Raw genomic sequence first — 18808 nt, 5'->3', positions numbered from 1 at the left:
TCTGGGAGGATTCCATGAAACTTACGCACATGCTGCTGGTCTGCGGCACGATTCTGGCTGGCACCACCGGCGCGGCTCTGGCCGCGGATTGCGAAATCACCCTGCGCTCGTCCGACACCCATCCCGACGGCTATCCGACGGTCGAGGGCGTCAAGGCGATGGCCGCCGAGGTCAAGGAAAAGACCGGTGGTCGCGTCTGCATCGAAGTCTTCCCCTCGTCCCAGCTGGGTGAGGAAAAGGACACGATCGAGCAGACCCAGTTCGGCGTGATCGACATGGTTCGTGCCAGCTTCGGTTCGTTCAACGACATCGTGCCGGTGACGCAGACGGTTTCGCTGCCTTACCTGTACCGCTCGGAAGATCACCTGCATCAGGTGCTGGACGGTCCGATCGGCGAGGAGATCGCCAAGGATTTCGAGGCGCATGATCTGGTCGCGCTGGCCTATTACGATGGCGGCGCGCGCAGCTTCTACAACTCGCAAAAGCCGATCAAGACGGTTGAAGACCTGAAGGGGATGAAGTTCCGCGTCATGCAGAACGACGTCTTTGTCGACATGATGTCGGCGCTGGGCGCGAATGCGACGCCGATGCCTTACGGCGAGGTTTACTCCTCGATCCAGACCGGGGTTATCGACGGGGCCGAGAACAACTTCCCCAGCTATGACAGCTCGGGCCATTCCGAGGTCGCGAAGTTCTTCACCCTTGACCAGCACCTGATGGTGCCGGAACTGGTCGCGATGTCCAAGGCCAGCTGGGAAAAGCTGAGCCCCGAGGATCAGGCCGTGCTGCGCGAGGCGGCCAAGAACTCGGCCACCGTGCAGCGCAAGCTGTGGGCCGATCAGGAAAAGGCCAGCGAGGACAAGGTCGTGGCCAGCGGTGCCGAAGTGACGCGCGACGTCGACAAGACCGCCTTCATCGAGGCCATGGCCCCGGTCTATGAGAAATACGTGACCACGGATCAGGCCAAGGATCTGGTCAAGCGCATTCAGGAAACCAAGTGACTTGGGGCAGCCCGCGGCGAACATGCCGCGGGCGCCTTTCGATCCACTCCGTCACATGGGGGAAATAATGGGACAGGGAATTGCCGCGTTGTCCCGGCTGAATGCCGTTCTGGCCCGCGCCAGCCTATGGCTCGCGGGCTTTGGGCTAAGCGCGATGACGGTCATCGTCTTTGCGCAGGTCTTCATGCGCTATGTCATGAATGACAGCCTGCTTTGGGTCGAACCGACCGCCATCCTGCTGATGAGCTGGTTCATCTTCCTTGGCTCGGCCGTTGGCGTGCATGAGAATTTTCACATGGGCTTCGACGTGCTGATGCACTTCCTGCCAGAGAAATTCGGCACCTGGCTGCGGCTGATGTCGGATCTGGCGGTGCTGATCTTTGGGTTGGGCATGGCGATCTATGGCTGGCAGCTGATGGCCAAGACCTGGGGCGCGACGCTGCCGGTGATCCGTCTGCCCGGCGGCATGAGCTATATGCCGCTGTTTGTCGGCGGACTGCTGATCACGCTTTTCGTGCTGGAACACATCCTGAACCGGCTGACCGGCAAGACGCTCGAGACCGAGCCGGATGCCGAAGATGTTTTGATGACCGAGGCGTGAGATGGAGTATCTGATCCTTTTCGGTGTTTTCACCGTTCTCATGCTGATCGGCACACCGATCGCCTTCTGTCTGGGCATCTCCAGCCTTGCGACGGTCGGCTATCTGGGCCTGCCGGCGCTGGTGGTCTTCCAGCGGGTTTCGGCGGGGATTTCGGTCTTTACGCTGATGGCCATTCCCTTCTTCATCTTCGCGGGTGACCTGATGGTCAGGGGCGGCATCGCCGCCAAGATCGTGGCCTTTGCCGGATCGCTGATCGGGCATGTCCGTGGCGGTTTGGGGCAGGTGAATATCGCGGCCTCGACGCTGTTTGGCGGCATTTCCGGTTCGGCTGTGGCCGAGGCGGCGGCTGTCGGCGGCATCATGATCCCGCAGATGAAGGCGCGCGGTTACGGCGCGGATTACGCGGTCAACGTGACCTCGATGGCGGCGCTGATCGCGCTGCTGCTGCCGCCCAGCCACAACATGATCATCTATTCGATCTCGGGTGGCGGTAAGATCTCGATCGCGGACCTGTTCACCGCAGGGATCATCCCCGGTCTGCTGCTGGCCGTGGCCTTGTCGATCACCGCCTATCTGGTGGCCCGCAAGCGCGGCTATCCGACCGAGGCTTTCCCCGGCTTTGCCCGCGTCTTCCGCTTCCTGCTGGAATCGCTGCCGGGCATGCTGCTGATCGCGATCATCTTTGGCGGCGTGCGTTCGGGTGTGTTCACGGCCACGGAAAGCTCGTGCATCGCGGTGATCTATGCGCTGCTGGTCACGGCCTTTGTCTATCGTAGCCTGAGCTGGACGGATTTCGTCCATGCGACACAGCAGGCGGTGCGCACCACGGCGATGGTCCTGCTGATCATCGGCATGGCGGGGGCTTTCGGCTGGCTGATGGCCTATCTGCACGTGGCGCAGATCTCGCTGCAATGGATGCAGTCGGTGTCGAACAACCCGTTCGTGATCCTGCTGATGATCAACATCGTGCTGCTGGTTCTGGGCACGTTCATGGACATGTCGCCCTTGATCATCATCACTACGCCGATCTTCCTGCCGGTGGTTTCGGCCTTTGGCGTCGATCCGGTGCATTTCGGGGTGATCATGATCCTGAACCTTGGCATCGGTCTGAACACGCCGCCACTGGGCCCGGTGCAATTCGTCGCTGCCGCCGTCGCCCGCATCAGCATCTGGGAGGCGATGCGCAGCGTCTGGCCCTTCTATGCCGCGGGTCTGGTGGTGCTGATGATGGTCACCTACATCCCGGCGCTGTCGCTGTGGCTGCCATCGGTGTTCAAGTAATCCGGAATGGCCCGCCACTGGCGGGCCTTTTCATTGCACGGTTCATTCCTGCGCCAGTTTCTCTGCCTGCTCGGGCTCATCCAGCCGCATGAAGCCGCCATGGCGGCTTTTCTCGATCCGACGCATATGTTCGCGGGGCGACAGGCCGAGGGTGCGCTTGAACATGCGCGAGAAGTAATAGGGATCCGCATAGCCCAACTCGGCTGCCGTGGCCGAGACGTTCAGCCCCGATTCCAGATGGTGCATGGCCAGTTCCATCCGCCGGTATTCCTGATATTTGCGCGGCGTGCGCCCGACCCGGCGCTGAAACTCGCGCAGGAAATAGTCGCGGTTATAAGGGGCCGAATCGACGGCCCGCGTCGCCACATCCGGATCGATCGGATTGGCCGAGATCATGGTGGCAGCCTTCATCACCGCCAGATCCAGCGCATGCGCGCCCTCGGGCAGATAGGTGGCGCTGTCGCGCCAGCCGATGAAGGCATCCTCGATAAAGGCGATCAGCAGCACCATGAACAGGTGATGCTGGCCCAAGGTCACCGATTCCGGCGGCGCGCTTTGGCGGTAATGGCGCACCATCGGCTCCAGCAGCGGCCAGCGGGTCAGGCGCAGATGCGGACGCAGGTCCATCTGGCCGATCAGATCATGCAGCCCATAGATGTTCAGGGTGAAATGCTGGGCCACGCCGCGATAGGTTTCCGGCCCCTCGTTATGGCCGCGGAAACGCTGGCCGCGGCGGATCAGCATGGCCTCACCCGGTGCGATGACGCGCGGTTCGTCGTCGATCAGGTAATGCCCGCGTCCTTCAAGGCAGAAGACCAGATCGTCCACCGGGTTCACCTTGTCGATGGCCCAGGTCGTCGAATGCTCCATGCGGATGGCGGCACGGGTCAGGGTCAGGGTCAGCGCAGAAGGGGGAATGGCGGCCAAAATGCCACCTTCGATTTCGTCCATCTTTTTTCCCTCCTTTGTCAATTCAACCTGCACCTTGATTCCGGTTATTTCATTCTCAGACAAGCAGTCGCTTACCGAATTCTGACAGGGAGGAGATCGGAAGCCGGCATCGGGACGTCATGCGTTCCGCCACGCGCCGGCCCGGTCTGGAGGTTTCACTTGCACGAATCCGCATCTTGCTCAGGCGCGCCGCCGCGTCCCGAAAGGGGCTGCGCATGAAACGCCAACGCTTTCTGGGACTGGCCTATCTGGCGCCCTATATCCTTGGGCTTCTGGTCTTCACGATGATCCCGTTCATCGCGTCCTTCTATCTCAGTTTTACCAAATACGACCTGATGAGCGAGCCGCGCTGGACGGGTCTGGCGAATTACCAAAAGCTGTTCACCCGCGACCGCACCTTCGAGAAATCACTGTGGGTGACGCTGACCTATGTGTTCCTGACGGTGCCGCTGAAGCTGGCCTTCGCGCTCTTCATCGCGGCGATCCTGAACTACAAGCTGCGCTTCATCAATTTCTTCCGCACCGCGTTCTACGTCCCCTCGATCCTTGGCGGCTCGATCGCGATTGCGGTCTTGTGGCGCTACATGTTCGCATCCGAAGGGCTGGTGAACATGGCGCTGGATCTGGTCGGGATCGGCCCGGTCGATTGGTTCGGAGACCCGACAAACGCGCTGTTCACCATCACGCTGCTGCGCTGCTGGCAGTTCGGCTCGGCCATGGTGATCTTCCTCGCGGCGCTGCAATCCATCGACAAGTCGCTGTATGAGGCGGCGGCCATCGACGGGGCCAGCAAGACGCGGGTGTTCTTCTCGATCACGCTGCCACTGCTGACGCCGGTGATCTTCTTCAACCTGATCATGCAGATGGTGCAGGCGTTCCAGGAGTTCAACGGCCCCTACATCATCACGCAGGGTGGCCCGCTGAAATCGACCTATCTGCTGCCGCTCTACATCTACGACGAGGCCTTCAAGAAGTTCAACATGGGCTATGCCTCGGCCATCGCTTGGGTGCTGTTTGGCATCATCATGGTCCTGACCGTGGTTGCCTTCTGGTCGTCGAAGAAATGGGTCTATTACGCCGGCGATAAAAGGAGCTGATCCATGGACACCAATGCCATGCTGGACATGGACGCCTTCAACGATGCGCAGGCCGCAAAACGCGCCCGGCTTCGCCTGATCTCAAGCGTGATCCGCTATGTGCTGCTTTTCGCGGTCGGGCTACTGATGCTTTACCCGCTGATCTGGCTGATCGGTGCAAGCTTCAAGACCAATTCCGAGATCTTCTCGGGCGCGGGCTTCATTCCGCAGAACCCGACGCTGGACGGCTATATCAAGGGCTGGCAAACCTCGACGCCCTATACGTTCGGGCGCTTCTTCTGGAACTCGTTCCTGATCATCCTGCCCAAGACCATCGGCACGGCGATCAGCTGCACGCTGGCGGCCTATGCCTTTGCCCGCTTCGATTTCCCGCTGAAGAAGCTGCTGTTCACCACCGTCATCGCGACGCTGCTGCTGCCGAATGTGGTCACGCGCATCCCGCAATACATCCTGTTCCGCGATCTGGGCTGGCTGGACAGTTTCCTGCCTCTTTGGGTGCCGTCGGCACTGGCGGGGGATGCGTTCTTTGTCTTCATGCTGGTGCAGTTCCTGCGCTCTCTACCCTCGGACATGGAGGAAGCGGCACGGGTGGACGGCGCCAACAGCCTGCAAACGCTGGTCTATATCGTCGTCCCGATGCTGGCCCCGGCGCTGATCTCGGTCTGCCTGTTCCAGTTCATGTGGACCATGAACGATTTCCTTGGGCCGCTGATCTACCTGTCCTCGGTGGACAAGTACCCGGTCAGCCTGGCGCTGAAACTTTCAATCGACACAACCGAAGCCTTCGAATGGAACCGCATCCTTGCGATGTCGGTCCTGACCATCGCGCCCGCGCTGATCATCTTCTTTGCCGCGCAGCGCTACTTCATCGAAGGCATTTCCTCTGGGGGGGTAAAAGGCTGATGGCACGTGTTCAGCTGCGCAATCTGGAAAAGGTCTATGGCGGCTCGGTCAAGGCCGTCCACGGCATCAACCTTGATATCGAAGATGGCGAGTTCATGGTTTTTGTCGGCCCCTCGGGCTGTGCGAAATCCACGACCTTGCGGATGGTCGCCGGCCTTGAGGACATTACCGGCGGTGAGATCATCATCGGCGGCCAGCGGGTGAACGACCTGCCGCCCGGCAAGCGTTCGATTGCCATGGTGTTCCAGAACTACGCGCTTTACCCGCATATGAAGGTGCGCGGGAACCTGGCCTTTGGCCTGAAGATCGCGGGGAAATCGAAGCCCGAGATCGAGGTGGCGATCAACGATGTCGCCCGCATCCTTGAAATCGAGCCGCTGCTGGACCGGCTGCCGAAGCAGCTGTCGGGCGGTCAGGCGCAGCGTGTCGCCTTGGGGCGTGCGCTGATCAAGAAGCCGGGCGTGTTTCTGTTCGATGAGCCGCTTTCGAACCTGGATGCGAAACTGCGCGCATCCATGCGGGTCCGGATCACCGATCTGCATCGGCGGTTGAAGGCCGAGGGGCTGTCCTCGACCGTCATTTACGTGACCCACGACCAGACCGAGGCGATGACCATGGGCGACCGGATCTGCGTCATGCAGGCGGGCCGGATCATGCAGGTCGCGACCCCCAAGGAGCTGTATAACCACCCGGCGAACCTGTTCGTCGCGGGCTTCATCGGCAGCCCCGAGATGAACCTGATCGAAGGTCATCTGCAATCGGGGCAATTCGTGATCGGCAACCAGCGGCTTTCGCTGGGGGATGAGGTGTTGTCGCGGCTGGCCTCGCAGCCCAAGGACGCCGTGCTGGGCGTGCGCCCGCAGCATCTGGCGCTGGACCCCTCGGGCTTGCAGGCGCGGCTGACCAATGCGGAATTCATGGGCCACGAGGTCTATCTGCATGCCGATCTGGAGGGGCAGAAGATCATCGCCGTGGTCGGCACCGCCGAATACGAGCAGCTGGGCCGCGCCGAAACCATCGGTCTGAAGCCCGCGGCCGAGCATCTTCACGTTTTTGATAAGGCCGATGGCAGCAATGTCTCGCTGCAGGGTCACAGGTTGGCCGCCTGAATTCCAAGGCCGCAGAGGAGGGAAAACAATGAAACTGAAACGCTTTGCCGGGGTGCTGACCGGCACCGCGCTGGCCACGATGACGATCGCGCAGACCGCCTCGGCGGCGGAACTGCGCATGTCCTGGTGGGGGGGCGACAGCCGCCATGTCGCCACGCAAAAGGCGCTGGAAGCCTGCGGCGCGAAACATGGCCACACCATCAAGGGTGAATTCACCGGCTTTGACGGCTATCTGGAAAAGCTGACCACCCAGATGGCCGGCGGGACCGAGGCCGATATCGTGCAGGTGAACTGGCCGTGGTTGCCGCTGTTCTCGCGCGATGGCACCGGCTTTGCCGATCTGCGCAAGCTGCCTGCAGTGGACCTGAGCCAGTGGAGCGAGACCGACCTGAATTCGGGTTCGACCAATGGCGTGCTGCAGGGCATTTCGGTTTCGACCACGGGCCGCACCTTCTTCTTCAACCAGACCACCTTCGAAAAGGCCGGGGTCCCGGTTCCGACCAACTGGGCCGAGCTTGAAGCCGCGACCAAGACGCTCAAGGAAAAGCTGGGCGACGACTATTACACCTTCAACGCGGTGAAAGAGACGGCGCAGCTGCTGGTCACGCTGGCCGTGACCCAGAAGACCGGCAAGGATCTGGTCGATCCGGCCACCAACCGCGTCGCCTGGACCCCCGAGGAACTGGCAGGCGGTATCAACTTCCTTGGCCATCTGGTCGAGATCGGCGCGATCCGTTCGCAAAAGGCCGAGGCCTCGGACGGCAACGTCAACCTGTTCGAGAAACCGGCATGGGCCGAGGGCAAGATCGCCGGTTCCTATGAGTGGGATTCGACCTATTCGAAATATGCCGACCCGCTGAAGGATGGGCAGGTGCTGAAACCGGTGCCGATGCTGCATATCGAAGGCTCGGTGACGGATGGCGTCTATCGCAAGCCTTCGATGCTGCTGTCGGTGTCCAAGAACTCGAAGAACCCCGAGGCGGCGGCGCAGATCCTGAACTGCCTGCTGAACGAGCCCGAGGGGATCGACGCGCTGGGCACGTCGCGCGGGTTGCCCTCGTCCAAGGTCGCGGCCGAGCGTCTGGCCGGGCAGGGCGAACCCGAGGTCCGCGCCGCCAATGAAATCGTCGTGGCGGCGGCGGGTCCGATGATCTCGCCCTTCAACGAACATCCCGAGATCCGCAGCAACTTCATCGATTCGCTTGAGGAGTTTGCCTACGGCCAGATCTCGGCCGAGGACGCGGCCCAGCAGATCATCGACGGCACGAACGACGTTCTGGCCGAGTTCGACTGACGCATCCGCCCGCCGCGATCAATTGCGCGGCGGGCAAACCCAAAAGGCATGATCATGACACCCATCCCCCTCGCCGTGACGGCGCGGGCCGCTGCCTTGCGGCTTCCTGTCAGCCACGCGCTTTATCATCTGCCCCGGCCCTTGGGCTGGCGGCTGGCAGCAGTCGGCCTGCCTGACCGGCATGGCGAGGTCGGGGCCGTCACCCTGCTGCTGGACGACCTTGTGCCCGACACTGCCTATCGCCTGCGGGTCGAGGGGATGGACGAAATCGAATTCCGCAGCGCGGCTTGCGCCGGTGCGCTGACGCCCGCCGGCATGATCGAAGGTGCGGCCCGCGACGATCTGGCCGCCGCCCGACACAATGCCGACGCCATTGCCGATGCCATCGCCGCGCTGCCGGTGGGCGGCACATTGATCCTGCCTGCGGGCGATTGGGTCTGTGCCCCGGTGGCGCTCAAATCCGACATGGTGCTGCATCTGGCGCGGGGGGCGGTGTTGATCGCGCCCTCGGATCGTGACGGCTGGCCGATCCTGCCCGCGCGGGACGCGCATGGTCGGATGCTGGGCAGTTGGGAAGGCCTGCCAGCGGACTGCTTTGCCGCCGGGCTTCACGCCATCGCCGCCGAACGGCTGGTGATCGAGGGGCGGGGCGCCCTCGATGGCTCGGGCGATCTGGGCGACTGGTGGACCTGGCCCAAGGAAACCCGCGATGGTGCGCGCCGTCCGCGCGGGCTGCATCTGATCGGCTGCAGCGACGTGACGCTGATGGGTTTCACCATCCGCAACGCGCCCAGTTGGACCATCCATCCGCAAGGCTGCGACCGGCTGCTGGCCGTGGGCCTGCAGATCGAGGCGCCGCATGACAGCCCGAATACCGACGGCCTGAACCCCGAAATGTGCCGCGATGTCGAGCTTGAGGGCATCCGCTTCTCGGTCGGCGATGATTGCATCGCGGTCAAGGCCGGCAAGCGCGGCCCGAATGGCGAGGCGGATCATCTGGACGAGACCCGCAACATCCGCGTCCGCCATTGCCTGATGGAACGCGGTCATGGCGGGCTGGTCATCGGCTCGGAAATGTCGGGCGGCGTCCATGATGTCGCCATCGAGGATTGCGAGATGATCGGCACCGATCGCGGCTTGCGGATCAAGACGCGACGCGGGCGGGGCGGGGCAGTGTCCGGCATCGCCATGCGCCGCGTCGCCATGCGGGGCGTGCAGACCGCGATCTCGGTCAATGCGCATTACCATTGCGACCCGGATGGCCACGCGCCTTGGGTGCAGGATCGCGCCCCCGCGCCGGTCAATGACCTCACCCCCCGGATCAGCGGCATCACCATCGAGGATGTGACGCTGGACGGCTTGGCCCATGCGGCGGGTGCCTTTCTTGGCCTGCCGGAAGCGCCGATCGATCAGGTGACGATCCGTCGGCTGCGCATCGGCTCGCTTGACCCTGCGGCGGTGCCGACGCCGCCCGATATGGCCGATCGGGTCCGCCCGATGCGCCACGAAGCCCTGCTGGCCGAGCAGGCGAATGTTGATTGCGACGACGCCTCGCTGCTGTCGCTTGCTCCGATTACCCAGAAATGAGGTGCGCCATGCCGCTCAGCGACTATTTCGACGCGTTTTGCCATGATTATCAGGCCTATAAAGGCGGTCCCTGGTGCTACGAGGATGGCTGCATTTATCGCGGACTGGATCTGCTGCACGAGGTGATGGGCGATCCGCGCTGGCGCGCGCATCTGCGTCGTCTTGTCGATGCGCAGGTCGGGCCCGAGGGCGAGCTTGCGGGCTACGACCCGGACGATTTCAACATCGACAACATTCTGGCGGGGCGGGTGCTGTTCCCGCTGTGGCGCGAAACCGGCGACGACCGCTACATGGCGGCGGCACGCCGGCTTGTCGGACAGCTTGACCGGCATCCCCGCATCAGCACCGGCAATTACTGGCACAAGCTGCGCTATCCGCATCAGGTCTGGTTGGACGGGCTGTATATGGGGCTGCCGTTCCTGATCGAATATGGCATCGCCGCTGGCGAGCCGCAGCGGATCGAGGACGCGCTGACGCAATTTCTGGCCGCGCTGGACCTGACCCAGACGCCATCGGGCCTGCATGTTCACGGCTATGACGAAAGCCGCGACCAGCGTTGGTCGGACCCAGATACGGGGCAATCACCCGCCGTCTGGGCGCGGGCGATGGGCTGGCTGGCGATGGCGCTGGTCGATGCGCTAGCCTTACTGCCGGGCGATCTGCGGGCGACCGAGTTGCACCAACGGACCCGACAGATCCTGCTGAAGCTGGCCGATCTGCAAGCGCCGAGCGGGCTTTGGCCGCAGGTTCTGGAAGCGCCTGATCTGCAGGGAAATTATGAGGAAAGCTCGGCCTCGGCGATGTTTGCCTATGCCTTCTTGCGGGCGGCGCGGCTGGGGCTGGTCTCGGGGGGCGATGCTGCGCGCCTGCGAGACGCCGGGCTGAAGGCGCTGGATGCGCTGGAACAGACGCGGCTGATCCAGCGCGGGGGGCGCAGCCGATTCTCGGGTATCTGCCATGTCGCGGGGCTGGGTGGGTTCAGCGGCGTCTATCGCGACGGCACGCCCGGTTATTACCTGACCGAACCCGTGGTCGATGACGATGCCAAGGGAGTCGGTCCGTTGATGATGGCCTGCGCCGAACGCGAGCAGGTGGCCTCGCTGGCCGCCGAGTAAGCTAACGCAATCAGGCGGGGCAGGGCGCGACTTCGGTCGCGCCCTTTTCGTTTTCACTGACATGTTCGACAACATGTAAGACAAGTATTGACACGTGCCCGGCAGATTCGTTACGCATATTCAGGAAATCTGAAGCCTGCGAGGAATTGCCATGATCATCACGCATGTGGAGGCGCGCGTCTTCCTGACCACCACGCGCCGTCACTCGGACAGCGCGGGCCATGCCCATCCCGGTCCCGCCCATCAGGTCCAGCAGGCGATGTTGACCATCCGCACCGAGGACGGCCATGAGGGCCACTCCTTCACCGCGCCGGAAATCGTGCGCGAGCATGTGCTTGAGAAATTCGTGCGCAAGGTGCTTGTCGGACAGGATGCCCGCGACCGCGAGCGGCTGTGGCAGGGACTGGCGCATTGGCAGCGCGGCTCGGCGGCGCAGCTGACCGATCGCACGCTGGCCGTGGTCGATTGCGCGCTGTGGGATCTGGCGGGCCGGGCGCTGAACCAGCCGGTCTACAAACTGATCGGCGGCTATCGCGACAAGGTTCACGCCTATGGCTCGATCATGTGCGGCGACGAACTGGAAGGCGGGCTGGCTACGCCCGAGGATTACGGCCGCTTTGCCGAGAAGCTGGTCGCCCGTGGCTACAAGGGCATCAAGCTGCACACCTGGATGCCGCCGGTCAGCTGGGCGCCGGATGTCCGCATGGACCTGAAGGCCTGCGCCGCGGTTCGTGAGGCGGTCGGCCCCGATATCAGTCTGATGATCGACGCCTTCCACTGGTATTCGCGTTCCGACGCGCTGGCGCTTGGCAAAGGCTTGGAAAAGCTGGGCTTCGACTGGATCGAAGAGCCGATGGATGAGCAATCCATGTCGTCCTACAAATGGCTGGCCGAGAATCTGGACATTCCGGTCGTCGGCCCGGAAAGCGCCGCGGGCAAGCACTGGCACCGCGCGGAATGGGTCAAGTTCGGCGCCTGCGACATCCTGCGCACCGGAGTGAACGATGTCGGCGGCATTACCCCTGCGCTGAAGACCATGCATATGGCCGAAGCCTTCGGTATGGAATGCGAGGTTCACGGCAACACCGCGATGAACCTGCATGTCGTCGCCGCTGCCAAGAACTGCCGTTGGTACGAACGTGGACTGCTGCACCCGTTCCTCGAATATGACGATGGCCACGACTATCTGAAATCGCTGTCCGACCCGATGGATGCCGATGGTTACGTGCATGTGCCGGATCGTCCGGGTCTGGGCGAAGATATCGACTTCGACTTCATCGAGAACAACCGCGTGAAGTGAGGGCAGGGCGATGAAGCAGATCCTTGCCTTTGGCGACAGCCTGACCTGGGGCGCTGACCCGGTGACGGGCTTGCGCCACCCGCATCCCGCGCAATGGCCGGTGGTGCTGGAGGCCGGGCTGACCGGCGCGCGGGTGATCGGCGATGGCTTGGGTGGGCGCACCACCTGCCGCGATGATCATTCCGGGCCTGCCAGCCGTAATGGGGCTTGGGCGCTGCAACTGGCTTTGGCCGTGCATATGCCGCTGGATCTGGTGATCCTGATGCTGGGGACGAATGATCTGAAGCCGGTCCATGGCGGTCAGGCGATCTCGGCCCAAGGGGGCATGCGCCGTCTGGCCGAGATCGTCCAGACCTTCCCCTACAAGCCGCGTTCGGCCGTGCCGAAACTGCTGATCGTCGCGCCGCCGCCCTGCGGCCCCACCGCCAATGGTGGGCCTGCGGGCGGGCGGATCATCGCGGAATCCGAACTGTTCGCGCCCCTCTATGCCAGCCTTGCAGTTGAGCTGGGTTGCGCGTTTTTCGACGCAGGGACCGTGGCGCGACCGTCAGTTGAGGATGGTGTCCATCTGGATGCCGACAATACGATTGCGATCGGCAAGGCGCTGGTCAGGCCGGTGGCGGAATTGCTGGCCTAGAACAAGATCCGGTCATCCTGCGCTGGCAGGGTAACCCATGGCGAGCCGCACGCCCATGACGCGGCATCTGGGAGGATAAAATGAGGAAATTCCTGGCATCCGTGGCGCTTGGCGCGCTCATGCTTGGCGCGGCTCCGCAAGCCTGGGCCGAAACCCCCGACAACCAGCTGATCGTCGCCACGACGATGAGCAATATCCTGACGCTCGACCCGGCCGCGATCACCGGCCGCGAGACGGTGCAGGTGCTGAACAACATCTACGACACGCTGGTCACGCTGTCGCCCGAGGACAAGTCGGTCCAGCCGCGCATGGCCGAAAGCTGGGACGTGGCCGAGGATCGCATGTCGATCACCTTCCATCTGCGCAAGGATGCGAAATTCGCCTCGGGCAACCCGGTTACCGCCGAGGATGTCGCCTGGAGCTTCAAACGCCTGATGACGCTGAACCTCGCGCAGGCCAGCTTCCTGAAATCGCGCGGTATCACCGCCGAGAACGCCGCCGATCACTTCGTCGTCGTCGACCCCAATACCTTCACCTTCAAGCTGGCCAAGCCCGACGACCCGGCGATGATCCTGATGATCCTTGCGCAGAACGGGCCGGGCTCGATTCTGGACAGCAAGACCGTGCTGGCGAACGAAAAGGATGGCGACCTGGGGCAGGGCTGGCTGACGCTGAACTCGGCCGGTTCGGGGCCGTTCACGCTGACCAAATGGGCCTCGAACGAATATATCATCCTGACCAAGAATGATGGCTATTGGGGCCCGGCACCGGCGATGGACCGCGTTCTGATGCGCCACCTGCCGGAATCGCAATCCCAGCGCCTGATGCTGGAGCAGGGCGATATCGACGTGGCCTATTCGATGCAGGCCCCTGACCTGACCGCGCTGGAAAAGGACGAGCACATCAAGATCGCCTCGACCCCCGGCGCAGGCTTCTACTACCTGTCCGTGTCGATGAAGGATGAGCGTTTCGCCAATCCGAAAGTGCGCGAGGCACTGCGCCTGCTGATCGATTACGAAGGTCTGGATAAGGCCGTGATGCCCTATTACGGCAAGCTGCATCAGCGTCCGCTGACCACCGGCGTGCTGGGCCAGCTGCCGGATCAGGGCTACAAGCTGGATGTCGCCAAGGCCAAGGAATTGCTGGCCGAAGCAGGCTATCCCAACGGCTTCAAGACCACGCTGCGGGTGCTGTCGGAAGACCCGTTCATCAAGGCCGCGACCGCGATCCAGAACACGCTGGCGCAGGCGGGCATTCAGGCCGAGATGATCACCGGCTCGGGCGACCAGATCTATGGCGCGATGCGCGAGCGGAACTTTGAGCTGCTCGTCGGTCGCGGCGGCGGCGGCCAGCAGCCGCACCCGGACAGCAACCTGCGCGCCTTGGCCTATAACCCCGACAACTCGGACGAGGCCAAGCTGACCAACTACCAAGGTTGGCGGACCAGCTATTACGACGCGAAGCTGAACGAAATGATCGAGGCCGCGCTGCTGGAACGCGATGCGGCCAAGCAGAAGGCGGATTACGAGGAAATCCAGAACTACATGGATCAGACCGTGACCTCGATCATTCCCTTCTCGGAAGTCGTGGACAGTGCAGCCTTCCGTGCCGATATCGAAGGGCTGACCGTGAACCCCTGGCTCACGCGCTTCGAGACGGTCACCAAGAAGCGTTAAGGACCGGACATGGCCGGGATTACCGCCGACAATCTGGTTCCCGGCCTGATCGCCAAAGCCTTGGCCCGCGGATTTCCCGCGGGCTGGGCGCATTCCGGCGGCGATTTCGCCGCGTGGCAGGCGCGCGCGCGTCAGATCGCCGAATGCCATATCCTGCCCGATCCGGCGCTGCTGGATGTCCCTTGCGGTTGGCGCGATGACGCGACCGAGGATCGCGGCACTCATGTCGCGCATCAGGGCGCGATCCTGCTGCAAGGCGGTGGCGAATGGCCCGCGCTGATGCTGCGCCCGAAGGGTTCCGGCCCACATCCGGCGGCGCTGCTGCTGCATGATCACGGCTCGGAATTTCGTATCGGCAAAGAAAAATGCATCCGCCCGCTGGATGATGCTGCGCTGGCGCAGGCTTGGGTCGAGCGCTTCTTTGATGGCGTCTGGATCGGGGACCGATTGGCCGCGCAGGGTTTCGTGACGCTTTGCGTGGATGCGCTGAACTGGGGCGCGCGGCAGGGCAACGGCTATGACGCCCAACAGGCGCTGGCCTGCAACCTGATGCAGCTGGGCACCAGCCCAGCGGGGGTGATGGCGGCCGAGGATATGGCGGCAGCGGGCTTTCTGGCCGGATTGCCGCAGGTCGACGCCGCGCGGGTCTGTGCCGTCGGATTCTCGCTGGGCGGGTTTCGGGCATGGCAGGTGGCGGCGCTGTCGCCGCATATCCGTGCGGCGGTCTCGGCCGGGTGGATGGCCAGCCTGCCGGGCCTTGCGGTGGCGGGGAACAACCATCTGCGCGGGCAATCGGCCTATTGGATGACCCATCCGGGCCTGCATGCGCATCTGGACCTGCCCGATCTGGCCGGGCTTGCGGCACCCAAGCCGCTTTATGTCGAGGTTGGCGTTCAAGACCGGCTGTTCCCGCCGCCTGCGGTCGATGCGGCCTATGATCAGCTTCGCGCGATCTGGGGTGCGGCGGACGCATCTCAGGAATTGGCGCTGGAACGGCCCGATGGGGATCATGCCTTTGGTCTTGCGCGGCAGGACGCCGCGTTCGACTGGCTGCTTGGCAGGTTGGATATGGGTTCAACAGGCGTCGAAATATGCTAGACAAGTTGGATAGCGACAAGTGAGGGTACGCATGAAACAGAATGTCGGTGCGGCCATCCCCCCGGTCCGCGAATCCATGGTCGACCGCATCAGCGACGCGCTGCGCCGCGAGTTGCAGGCCGGTCGTTTCCAACCCGGCGATCGTCTGCCCAGCGAAAATGAGCTGACGCGCCTGCACTCCGTCAGCCGCGCCGTCGTGCGCGAGGCCATCGCCGCATTGCGTGCCGACGGGCTGGTCGAGGCGCGCAAGGGGGCAGGGGTCTTTGCCCTTGATCCGGCGCAGCGTGAATCCCGGCCCTTTGACGACCTGACCACGGCGCGGATCTCCTCGGTCATCGAATTGCTGGAATTGCGTACGGCCTGCGAGATCGAATCCGCAGCATTGGCTGCGGCACGGCGGTCGCCCTCGCAGCTTGAGGCGATTCTGGACGCGCATCACGCCGTCGAGCGCTGCCTGCGCAATGGCCAGCCGACTCGCGACGCCGATTTCGAATTCCATCTGGCGATTGCCAAGGCGACCCAGAACCGCCGCTTTCCTGATTTCCTGCAATTGATCCGCTCGGGCATCATTCCGCGCGGCGAGCTGCAGGGCGGCCAGCCCGGCGAACGTCCGCGCGACTACAACCTTCATCTTCAAGAAGAACATAGCCGCATCGTCGATGCGATCCTTGAAGGTGACGGCGCCGCTGCCTCCCAGCGGATGCGCGAACACCTGCGTGGCAGCCTTGAGCGTTACCAGGAATTGCTGCGTGCCGGTGGATCGGCGAACTAATATAACTTGTCTTACAGGCAAGCTGATATTATAAGACATCTACACAAGAGGAGATTCCCGATGTCCCGACCCGAATATCCCGTCGCCCATCCCGATACAGGGGTCGCGCGTCAGGTTCTGGCCGAGAATTCGGATCTGATGGTCGTTTCGTTCCGCTTCGACACGGGCGCCTGCGGTGCGCTGCACAGCCACCCGCACACCCAATCCACCTATGTCGCCAAGGGCCGTTTCCGGTTCTTTCGTGGCGATGAGACGCTGGAGTTGAATGTCGGCGATAGCATCGTCATCCCTTCGGGCGTCACGCATGGTTGCGAATGCCTGGAAGCGGGTGAGCTGATCGATAACTTCACGCCACGGCGCGACGACTTCTTGTGAACGGAACGGCGGCCCTGCGCCGCCGCTTGTCTGACAGGATTTGACAGACGGCAGGGACGCGGAGGCCGGTCCTGCCGAAAGGGAGGACTCATGCAGAACGCTCGGCTGCGCCTTCGTGGCGCCTCGTCGCAGGCGACCACCATCCTCATCACGCTGCTGGGCCTGTTGGTCCTGACTTTCGTGATCGGCAGGATGATGCCCGCCGATCCCGTTCGCGCCATGGTCGGCGAGGACGCGACCCGCGAAACCTACGAGATGGTCTATCACCAGCTCGGTCTTGACCGCCCGATCTGGGAACAGTTCCTGCGCTATCTGGGCGATGTGCTGACCGGCAATTTCGGCACCTCGATCCGCACCGGACAGCCGGTGATGCAGGACATCCTGCGCGCCATGCCCGCCACCATCGAGCTTGCCACCTTCGCCATCCTGATCGGCGCGGGTCTTGGCATTCCGCTGGGTGTCACGGCGGCGGTGAACAAGGACAAATGGCAGGACCACCTGATCCGCGTCTTCAGCCTGTTTGGCCATTCGATGCCGATCTTCTGGACCGGGATGATCGCGCTGATCGTCTTCTATGCCCATCTGGGCTGGGTCGGTGGCTCGGGCCGAATGGAGCAGTTCTATATCGGCATGGTCGATGAACGCACCGGTTTCCTGCTGATCGACAGCCTTCTGGCCGGTGAGACCGACGTGTTCTGGTCGGCCATCAACCACTTGATCCTGCCCGCCTCGCTGCTGGGCTATTCCTCCTCGGCCTATATCACCCGGATGACGCGCAGCTTCATGCTGGACCAGCTGGGGCAGGAATACATGACCACCGCACGGGTGAAGGGCCTGTCGCGCCGCCAGACCATCTGGCTGCACGCCTTTGGTAACATCCGGGTGCAGTTGGTGACCATCGTGGCGCTGGCCTATGGCTCATTGCTGGAAGGCGCGGTGCTGATCGAGACCGTCTTCGCCTGGCCGGGCTTTGGCCAGTATCTGACCAGCAACCTGATCATCGGCGACATGAATGCGGTGATGACCTGCGTGCTGATCGTCGGCGTCATCTTCATCGTGCTGAACCTGATCTCTGACCTGCTGTATCGTACCTTTGATCCGAGGACGAAATGACCGTGAAAGACACAGACATGCCGCGTCAGGCCATGAAAATGCCGTCCTCGCTGATCGTTCTGCGCAATATCCTGGGCTTCCTGATGCGCTCGCCCACCTCGGCCTTCGGGCTGATCGTGCTGGGCCTGCTGATCGTGATCGCCGCCTTTGCGCCATGGATCGCGACGCATGACCCCTATGCGCAGGATCTGGCGAATACGCTGCAGGCGCCCGGCAACGGGCATCTGTTCGGCACGGACGAACTGGGCCGCGACATCTTCAGCCGTCTGGTCTGGGGTTCGCGCATCTCGCTGACGATCATCTTCCTTGTGTCCATCGTCGTCGGGCCGATCGGGATGATCGTGGGCACCACCGCCGGTTACATGGGCGGGCGGCTGGACACGGTGATGATGCGGATCACCGACATCTTCCTGTCCTTCCCCTCGCTGATCCTGTCGCTGGCATTTGTCGCGGCGCTTGGACCCAGCCTGAATAACGCGATCATCGCCATCGCCCTGACCGCATGGCCGCCGATTGCGCGACTGGCCCGGGCCGAGGCAATGACCTTCCGCAAGGCTGATTACATTGCCGCCGCCCGGCTGCAGGGCGCGTCCGACATGCGCATCATCTTCAAGTCGATCATGCCGATGTGCCTGCCCTCGGTGCTGATCCGGCTGACGCTGAACATGGCGACGGTGATCCTGACCGCAGCGGGGCTTGGCTTCCTTGGCCTTGGCGCGCAACCGCCGATGCCGGAATGGGGCGCGATGATCGCCACCGGCCGGCGCTACATGATCGACAGCTGGTGGCTGGTGACTTTCCCCGGCCTTGCCATCCTGACCGTCAGTCTTGCCTTCAACCTTCTGGGCGACGGCTTGCGCGATGCGCTGGACCCCAAACAGATGAACCGGAGGTAAG

General features: G+C 63.0%; 18 protein-coding genes. 17 read left to right on the top strand and 1 reads right to left on the bottom strand.

Features of this window, described 5'->3' with window-relative positions; all coding sequences use genetic code 11:
• Positions 1-14: 14 nt before the first annotated feature.
• The 3 genes from IB235_RS01420 to IB235_RS01410 all read left to right on the top strand — a co-directional run bounded on the left by IB235_RS01420 (position 15) and on the right by IB235_RS01410 (position 2884).
• Entirely contained in the window at positions 15-1001 is a 987-nt protein-coding gene (locus tag IB235_RS01420) for a TRAP transporter substrate-binding protein (protein WP_192334997.1), read from the top strand.
• 67 nt (positions 1002-1068) lie between these two features.
• A complete protein-coding gene (locus IB235_RS01415; RefSeq protein ID WP_211594930.1) occupies positions 1069-1602 on the top strand; it encodes a TRAP transporter small permease in 534 nt (177 codons plus the stop codon).
• Between the two features lies 1 nt (position 1603).
• Positions 1604-2884, top strand: a complete 1281-nt coding sequence (locus IB235_RS01410; RefSeq protein WP_155037835.1) for a TRAP transporter large permease — start codon at positions 1604-1606, stop codon at positions 2882-2884.
• Positions 2885-2926: 42 nt separating this feature from the next.
• On the opposite strand, the gene IB235_RS01405 is transcribed toward IB235_RS01410, so the two are convergent.
• Positions 2927-3835, bottom strand: coding sequence for an AraC family transcriptional regulator (locus IB235_RS01405; RefSeq protein WP_192334995.1), 909 nt, complete (start codon positions 3833-3835; stop codon positions 2927-2929).
• A gap of 215 nt (positions 3836-4050) precedes the next feature.
• Between IB235_RS01405 and IB235_RS01400 the strand changes: the two genes are divergently transcribed.
• The 14 genes from IB235_RS01400 to IB235_RS01335 all read left to right on the top strand — a co-directional run bounded on the left by IB235_RS01400 (position 4051) and on the right by IB235_RS01335 (position 18807).
• The gene (locus IB235_RS01400) at positions 4051-4932 is read left to right on the top strand and encodes a carbohydrate ABC transporter permease (RefSeq protein WP_192334993.1); all 882 of its coding nucleotides are present in this window, start codon (positions 4051-4053) and stop codon (positions 4930-4932) included.
• A 3-nt stretch (positions 4933-4935) separates the two neighbouring features.
• Positions 4936-5835 (top strand): carbohydrate ABC transporter permease, encoded by a 900-nt coding sequence (locus tag IB235_RS01395; protein WP_225612013.1) that lies wholly within the window; start codon positions 4936-4938, stop codon positions 5833-5835.
• A complete protein-coding gene (locus tag IB235_RS01390) occupies positions 5835-6944 on the top strand; it encodes an ABC transporter ATP-binding protein (RefSeq protein ID WP_192334991.1) in 1110 nt (369 codons plus the stop codon). The genes IB235_RS01395 and IB235_RS01390 overlap by 1 nt, the downstream gene beginning before the upstream one ends.
• Before the next feature lie 28 nt (positions 6945-6972).
• The gene (locus tag IB235_RS01385; RefSeq protein ID WP_192334988.1) at positions 6973-8238 is read left to right on the top strand and encodes an ABC transporter substrate-binding protein; all 1266 of its coding nucleotides are present in this window, start codon (positions 6973-6975) and stop codon (positions 8236-8238) included.
• 54 nt (positions 8239-8292) lie between these two features.
• A complete protein-coding gene (locus tag IB235_RS01380) occupies positions 8293-9825 on the top strand; it encodes a glycoside hydrolase family 28 protein (protein ID WP_225612012.1) in 1533 nt (510 codons plus the stop codon).
• Between the two features lie 8 nt (positions 9826-9833).
• The gene (locus tag IB235_RS01375) at positions 9834-10940 is read left to right on the top strand and encodes a glycoside hydrolase family 105 protein (protein ID WP_192334982.1); all 1107 of its coding nucleotides are present in this window, start codon (positions 9834-9836) and stop codon (positions 10938-10940) included.
• A gap of 151 nt (positions 10941-11091) precedes the next feature.
• On the top strand, positions 11092-12240 hold the full coding sequence (locus tag IB235_RS01370) for a mandelate racemase family protein (RefSeq protein WP_192334980.1): 1149 nt from the start codon (positions 11092-11094) through the stop codon (positions 12238-12240).
• A gap of 10 nt (positions 12241-12250) precedes the next feature.
• On the top strand, positions 12251-12877 hold the full coding sequence (locus IB235_RS01365; protein ID WP_192334977.1) for an SGNH/GDSL hydrolase family protein: 627 nt from the start codon (positions 12251-12253) through the stop codon (positions 12875-12877).
• 80 nt (positions 12878-12957) lie between these two features.
• Positions 12958-14553: an ABC transporter substrate-binding protein gene (locus tag IB235_RS01360; protein ID WP_192334974.1), complete on the top strand. Its 1596-nt coding sequence runs from the start codon at positions 12958-12960 to the stop codon at positions 14551-14553.
• A gap of 9 nt (positions 14554-14562) precedes the next feature.
• Positions 14563-15651 carry a dienelactone hydrolase family protein gene (locus IB235_RS01355; protein WP_192334971.1) on the top strand — a complete coding sequence of 363 codons (1089 nt, stop codon included), beginning with the start codon at positions 14563-14565 and terminating at the stop codon, positions 15649-15651.
• 31 nt (positions 15652-15682) lie between these two features.
• Positions 15683-16423 (top strand): FadR/GntR family transcriptional regulator, encoded by a 741-nt coding sequence (locus IB235_RS01350; protein WP_192334968.1) that lies wholly within the window; start codon positions 15683-15685, stop codon positions 16421-16423.
• Positions 16424-16483: 60 nt separating this feature from the next.
• Positions 16484-16798: a cupin domain-containing protein gene (locus IB235_RS01345; RefSeq protein WP_192334966.1), complete on the top strand. Its 315-nt coding sequence runs from the start codon at positions 16484-16486 to the stop codon at positions 16796-16798.
• Positions 16799-16888: 90 nt separating this feature from the next.
• The gene (locus IB235_RS01340; RefSeq protein ID WP_155037822.1) at positions 16889-17911 is read left to right on the top strand and encodes an ABC transporter permease; all 1023 of its coding nucleotides are present in this window, start codon (positions 16889-16891) and stop codon (positions 17909-17911) included.
• The gene (locus IB235_RS01335; RefSeq protein WP_211594924.1) at positions 17908-18807 is read left to right on the top strand and encodes an ABC transporter permease; all 900 of its coding nucleotides are present in this window, start codon (positions 17908-17910) and stop codon (positions 18805-18807) included. The genes IB235_RS01340 and IB235_RS01335 overlap by 4 nt, the downstream gene beginning before the upstream one ends.
• Position 18808: the final 1 nt, after the last annotated feature.

Source organism: Paracoccus sp. PAR01, from assembly GCF_014851995.1.
Taxonomy (GTDB): domain Bacteria; phylum Pseudomonadota; class Alphaproteobacteria; order Rhodobacterales; family Rhodobacteraceae; genus Paracoccus; species Paracoccus litorisediminis.
Note: the sequence above shows the minus strand (reverse complement) of the source record. Positions and strands in the feature narration are given on the sequence as shown.

What these genes read in the sequence shown, in the direction of transcription:
- IB235_RS01410 (WP_155037835.1), top strand. Translation starts at nt 1,604, where the DNA reads ATGGAGTATCTGATCCTTTTCGGTGTTTTCACCGTTCTCATGCTGATC.
- IB235_RS01345 (WP_192334966.1), top strand. Translation starts at nt 16,484, where the DNA reads ATGTCCCGACCCGAATATCCCGTCGCCCATCCCGATACAGGGGTCGCG.
- IB235_RS01335 (WP_211594924.1), top strand. Translation starts at nt 17,908, where the DNA reads ATGACCGTGAAAGACACAGACATGCCGCGTCAGGCCATGAAAATGCCG.
- IB235_RS01350 (WP_192334968.1), top strand. Translation starts at nt 15,683, where the DNA reads ATGAAACAGAATGTCGGTGCGGCCATCCCCCCGGTCCGCGAATCCATG.
- IB235_RS01405 (WP_192334995.1), bottom strand. Translation starts at nt 3,835, where the DNA reads ATGGACGAAATCGAAGGTGGCATTTTGGCCGCCATTCCCCCTTCTGCG.
- IB235_RS01355 (WP_192334971.1), top strand. Translation starts at nt 14,563, where the DNA reads ATGGCCGGGATTACCGCCGACAATCTGGTTCCCGGCCTGATCGCCAAA.
- IB235_RS01395 (WP_225612013.1), top strand. Translation starts at nt 4,936, where the DNA reads ATGGACACCAATGCCATGCTGGACATGGACGCCTTCAACGATGCGCAG.
- IB235_RS01365 (WP_192334977.1), top strand. Translation starts at nt 12,251, where the DNA reads ATGAAGCAGATCCTTGCCTTTGGCGACAGCCTGACCTGGGGCGCTGAC.
- IB235_RS01340 (WP_155037822.1), top strand. Translation starts at nt 16,889, where the DNA reads ATGCAGAACGCTCGGCTGCGCCTTCGTGGCGCCTCGTCGCAGGCGACC.
- IB235_RS01415 (WP_211594930.1), top strand. Translation starts at nt 1,069, where the DNA reads ATGGGACAGGGAATTGCCGCGTTGTCCCGGCTGAATGCCGTTCTGGCC.
- IB235_RS01400 (WP_192334993.1), top strand. Translation starts at nt 4,051, where the DNA reads ATGAAACGCCAACGCTTTCTGGGACTGGCCTATCTGGCGCCCTATATC.
- IB235_RS01370 (WP_192334980.1), top strand. Translation starts at nt 11,092, where the DNA reads ATGATCATCACGCATGTGGAGGCGCGCGTCTTCCTGACCACCACGCGC.
- IB235_RS01360 (WP_192334974.1), top strand. Translation starts at nt 12,958, where the DNA reads ATGAGGAAATTCCTGGCATCCGTGGCGCTTGGCGCGCTCATGCTTGGC.
- IB235_RS01375 (WP_192334982.1), top strand. Translation starts at nt 9,834, where the DNA reads ATGCCGCTCAGCGACTATTTCGACGCGTTTTGCCATGATTATCAGGCC.
- IB235_RS01385 (WP_192334988.1), top strand. Translation starts at nt 6,973, where the DNA reads ATGAAACTGAAACGCTTTGCCGGGGTGCTGACCGGCACCGCGCTGGCC.
- IB235_RS01380 (WP_225612012.1), top strand. Translation starts at nt 8,293, where the DNA reads ATGACACCCATCCCCCTCGCCGTGACGGCGCGGGCCGCTGCCTTGCGG.
- IB235_RS01390 (WP_192334991.1), top strand. Translation starts at nt 5,835, where the DNA reads ATGGCACGTGTTCAGCTGCGCAATCTGGAAAAGGTCTATGGCGGCTCG.
- IB235_RS01420 (WP_192334997.1), top strand. Translation starts at nt 15, where the DNA reads ATGAAACTTACGCACATGCTGCTGGTCTGCGGCACGATTCTGGCTGGC.